At 39.1% G+C, this 5,257-nt stretch carries 3 protein-coding genes; all 3 read left to right on the top strand.

What is annotated here, in order from left to right:
* Positions 1-655 (top strand): endolytic transglycosylase MltG (mltG, locus tag ABFC98_07435; GenBank protein MEN6445858.1); only part of this gene is annotated, 655 nt, incomplete at its 5' end.
* Between the two features lie 256 nt (positions 656-911).
* Entirely contained in the window at positions 912-3,437 is a 2,526-nt protein-coding gene (locus ABFC98_07430; GenBank protein MEN6445857.1) for a glycogen/starch/alpha-glucan phosphorylase, read from the top strand.
* Positions 3,434-5,050 carry a lamin tail domain-containing protein gene (locus ABFC98_07425; GenBank protein ID MEN6445856.1) on the top strand — a complete coding sequence of 539 codons (1,617 nt, stop codon included), beginning with the start codon at positions 3,434-3,436 and terminating at the stop codon, positions 5,048-5,050. Before ABFC98_07430 ends, ABFC98_07425 begins: the two co-directional genes overlap by 4 nt.
* Positions 5,051-5,257 lie beyond the last annotated feature (207 nt).

The raw sequence follows: 5,257 nt of genomic DNA, 5'->3' as shown, positions 1-5,257 counted from the left end.
TCCGGAAGGACTTTCTCTGTATAAAACCCTCAGGAAAATAGACCACAGTGGTCTGGCAGATTATAATGAACTTTACCTCTCTGCCACAAGTCCTTCCCCAGTAAAAAAACATACCGGTTTTGATGTGCCTTCATTGGAGGGTTTTTTGTATCCTGAAACATATAAATTCCCAATTGAAATTCCAGCTGATTCCATTCTGGCAATAATGACCGACGAGTTTTTCCAGCGTTTGCATAAAGAGGGAATAGACCCTTTGGCTATCCCCCAATTTTATGATAAACTCATACTGGCTTCCATTGTAGAAAAAGAAGCAGGAACGGAAAGTGAAAAAGAAATTATTGCCGGTCTATTTTTGAACCGCATCCAAAAGGGAATGGCACTTCAGTCCTGTGCTACAGTTAATTATTTACTTGATCCCCAAGGCATAAAACACGATGTCTTAACTTACGAAGATACGCAAATTAATTCTCCCTATAATACTTATCTTCATGCTGGCTTGCCTCCCACCCCTATTTGCAATCCTTCCGTTAAGACCCTGAAAGCGGTTATCAATGCAAAGCCAAATTCCTACCTGTATTTCTTTTCCGACCGCAAAGGGAGAAATGTGTTTTCTACAACTTATGCAGAACATCTGGCAAAACAAAGGCGTTATTAAAGAATAATAAATATGGGAGAGAGTTCAAATCGTTATAACATTTGGTGTTATAAAGAAATTGGGAAAAAAGTAAGGAGGGAAGTTTTAGATAAAGTAGAAAAAAATGATTGGCGAACTGATATTATGTTGCTATTATTTATAATGGGCTGAGCATTATCTCCCCTATTGCCATTTTCGGAGCAAAAAAATCTTGACAACAAATCCCTCTTTGGGAGTTAGAAATAAGGTTTGCACGAATGAAGGAAAGGAACAATCAATGAAAGAAGGTTTTATACCCAAAAACGATTACCATTCCATCTTCTTCTCAGATCAGGCAGAAGAATGTGGAAGTGAACTAAAGTCCTTATTTTTGAATCACTTGGAATACTCATTAATAAAAGATACCACTACCGTTAATAAATGGGATATATATTATGCTTTAGCATTAAGTTTGCGAGACCTATTAATTGAAAGGTGGTTACGCACTCAATATGAATATCGCAAACAGGATGTAAAAAAGGTCTATTACCTATCGATGGAATTTTTAATGGGCAGGATGCTTACCAATAGTTTAATCAATCTGGATGCGTATAATGAGGTCTATGATATGCTAAAGGAAATGGGTTATCGCTTGGAAGACATAATTGAATTGGAACCGGATATGGGTTTGGGCAATGGCGGGTTAGGAAGATTGGCTGCCTGTTTTATGGATTCTTTGGCAACCCAGGCATATCCTGCTTTCGGTTATGGAATTCGTTACGATTTTGGCATTTTTAAACAGCAAATTGTGCAAGGGTATCAAGTTGAAGAGCCAGATAATTGGCGCAAAAATGGTTGCCCATGGGAAATAAATAGACCGGAACTTACATACCGGGTTTGTTTTGGAGGAAAGGAAATCTGCGAAACCCTTCCCGATGGCAAAATTGAATACCATTGGGTTGATACGGAAGATGTTATGGCTGTGGCAAGAGACATTCCCGTTCCCGGTTATCGAGTGGATAATGTAAATAACTTACGATTGTGGCAGGCAACCAGCACTGATGAATTTGATCTGGAATATTTTAATAATGGCGACTATGTGAAAGCAGTGGAGAAAAAGACCCTTTCAGAAAACATCAGCAAAGTGCTGTATCCTAATGATAATGTTCATTTGGGCAAAGTATTACGCTTGCAGCAGGAGTATTTTTTCGTGTCTGCCACTTTGCAAGATATTTTTACTCAGTGGAAAAGAGAACACGATAGTTTTACTGATCTGCCTGATAAAATAGCCATACAATTGAATGATACGCATCCGGCGCTTGCCATTCCTGAAATGTTACGCATTTTAATCGATTTGGAACGCCTTGATTTTGAAACCGCCTGGGATATAACCAAGCGCTGTTTTTCCTATACTAATCATACTATTTTACCAGAGGCATTGGAAAAATGGGGCATTCCTCTTTTTGAGACATTGCTGCCTCGTCATTTATCTTTAATTTATCAAATCAATAATCTGGTTATGCAAGAAGTTCTTCGTTTATATCCTGATAATTTAGCTAAAATGCGAAATATTTCCATCATTGAAGAAACCAACGGCAAAGCTCTCAAAATGGCTCAATTGGCAATTCATAGTTCCAAAGCCGTTAATGGCGTTGCCAATTTGCATACCAAAATTCTCTCGGAAAGAGTTTTCCCCGATCTGGCAGAAATGTATCCTAACAAATTTCTGAATGTAACCAATGGCATCACACCGCGTTTGTGGCTACATACTTGCAATCCTCAATTGGCAAGCTTGATTTCTGAATATATCGGAGATGGATGGATCAGGAATCTGGAGGAAATTCGCCAGATTGAACAATATATAGATGATCCCGATTTTCGAACTTCCTTTGCGGAAGTGAAACAGATAAATAAGAATCACCTAAGCAAATACATTTATCGCGAAACAGGTATCAAAGTGCAAACAAATTCTCTTTTTGATGCCCAAATAAAACGCTTGCATGAATATAAACGGCAATTGCTGAATGTGTTAGGCACAATTGCCCGTTACTTTCGTATAAAAGATAATCCTAAAGGCGATTTTATTCCCCGCACCGTTATTTTTGCCGGAAAAGCTGCTCCCGGCTATTTTCTGGCAAAGCGTTTGATTAAATTGATCAATAATTTGGCAGAAGTGGTAAATACAGATCCAGATGTGAAAGACCGTTTGAAAGTTATCTTTTTGCCTGATTATTCCGTTTCTCTGGCAGAAAAGATCATTCCCGCCGCAGACCTCTCCATTCAAATTTCCACTGCCGGTTATGAAGCCAGCGGCACCAGCAATATGAAATTTGCTTTAAACGGAGCTCTTACTTTGGGAACCCTGGATGGCGCCAATATAGAAATGGCAGAAGAAATCGGCATTGAAAATATGTTTATTTTTGGTTTAACGGCAGAACAGGTTACGGAACTGAAACAGAGCGGCTATAATCCCCACACTTTTTATGAAAACGATCCGGAACTGAAAAGAGTGATTGATTCACTGATTGACGGCAGTTTCGACGAAGGTGAAAGAGACCTCTTTTTGCCTATTTGGAAAGCATTGATGGAAGAAGGCGATTTATATTTCACCATCGCTGATTTTCGTTCCTTCGTAGAGACCTCCAACTTGGTTGACGAGCTATATTTGAACCGGCAAGAATGGATAACCAAAGCGATCAAAAATGTGGCTCGGATCGGGAAATTTTCCAGCGACCGCGCCATAAAAGAATATTCCGAAAAGATCTGGAATATTAAACCCCTGCCTTTGGATTTGAATAACGGAAATCATAATATTACTGTATGAACGGGATTAAGCCCTATCTTTTATTTTTATGCTTTTGCCTATTTGTTCAATATTTTAATGCAGAAATCGTTATTAACGAGGTCTGTTACGATCCAATGGGCAGTGACGAGGGCTGGGAATGGATAGAACTTTATAATAATGGCAGTTCCAATGAACAATTGGAAGGAGCTAAAATTCTTTCCGGTGGCTCTTCTTATATTGTTCAATACACACTTCCCTTTTTTGAATTAAGACCTCATCGCTATTTGCTGATCGGAAGTTCATCCATTGTAAATGCTCAATTATTTTGCAATTTCAGCTTTCAAAACGGGGGTAGTGAAACAGATGGCATTCGCTATGTAAGTCCTGATGGAACTTATACGGATACAGTCCTTTACGATTCGCCCAATACCAATCTCCTCTCAGACGATTATAACAATCCGGGAATTTATTTTGCCCCCGATGTTTTAGCTGGTTGTTCTCTGGCAAGAAAAATGGATGGCAGAGATACAAATAACTGTGAAGCGGATTTTATTGCGGAAGCAAATCCAACCCCCGGTTTGGCAAATCACCTATATTGCGACTATACTTTCGGCACCTATAATCTTATTTATGAAAATGGCAGTGCTTTTCTTGACTTGTGGCTGAAAAATCTCAGCCAGATTACTCCTGCAGTTTCGGCAGAACTAACTGTTACCCAAAACAATAACTTACTAACTCAGCAAATTATATCTCCCATTCCGGCTTTGGATTCCCTTTTGCTGTCTCTAACATTTTTGTGCAATTCCACCCCTTTAACCCTAAAAATAAGCAATGCAGATGATCCGGATTCCACCAACAATCTTTTAACTATTCCTATCTTAACTGATTTTCAGCCAGATACTTACATCAACGAATTTCTTGCCGATCCCGAAACCGCTAACCAAGAATGGATAGAAATTTATTGCGGTTGTAGCCAAAAAGGAATATACTATATAGAGGATAGTTCAGGTGACAAAATTCGTTTTACTTTGCCTGAAACCATTGGCTATTATGTCATTTGTAGAAATCCGGAAAATTTACTTATACGCTATCCGGATTGTCCACCTGCCTCAATTATTTTAGCTGAGAGTTGGACTTATCTAAATAATGGCGGAGATATTTTGGTCTTGAAAAATAAATCGGCAACTTTGGATTCTTTGGTTTATACGGGTGAGGAAATATTAAAAGGTGTCTCCCGCGAAAAAGTGATAATTGATTCCACTTTTTACTGGCAAAATTGTTTTAGTGAAAGAGGAGGAACTCCCGGCTTACCCAACAGCACAATTCCTTCCTCCGAATTGCCTGATTTGGGGAAAGTTACGCTCTCAGGAAGTCCTTGTAACGCCAAAGCAGGAGAAAAAATAACCCTTGCCTACAATCTCCTTGCTGCCTCCAATCGTATTTCTTGCAAGGTCTTTGATTTAAGCGGTCGCAAAATTTGCACGATAGCGGATTATGCGTTGGTGAATAATTCCGGATTCGTTTACTGGAACGGTTGCCAAGATAATGGCAATTACGCACCTCGGGGGCTTTATATTATTTTATGGGAAGCGCAAAATGCAAAGGGTGGAAAAATTATGCGTAAACAGTTTACCGCAGTTCTGAAAGGATAATTGCTCGTTTTTGGGGTTGAGAAAGTTGAGAAGGTTGAGAGGGTTTAGGGGATTAAGAAATTTTAGAAACAAGGATTTAAGGATTTTAGGATTTAGAGGATTTCAGAGATTTTTAAAGCAATATTTGCCTTGAAAGCCCCCCAGGGCGACACAATCATAGCGATGGGTGCGTAAGCCCCTCGAAAAATATAAAATACGCTCATCATT

Origin of the sequence: Candidatus Cloacimonas sp. (assembly GCA_039680785.1) — a bacterium.
Lineage (GTDB): Bacteria > Cloacimonadota > Cloacimonadia > Cloacimonadales > Cloacimonadaceae > Cloacimonas.
Note: the sequence above shows the minus strand (reverse complement) of the source record. Positions and strands in the feature narration are given on the sequence as shown.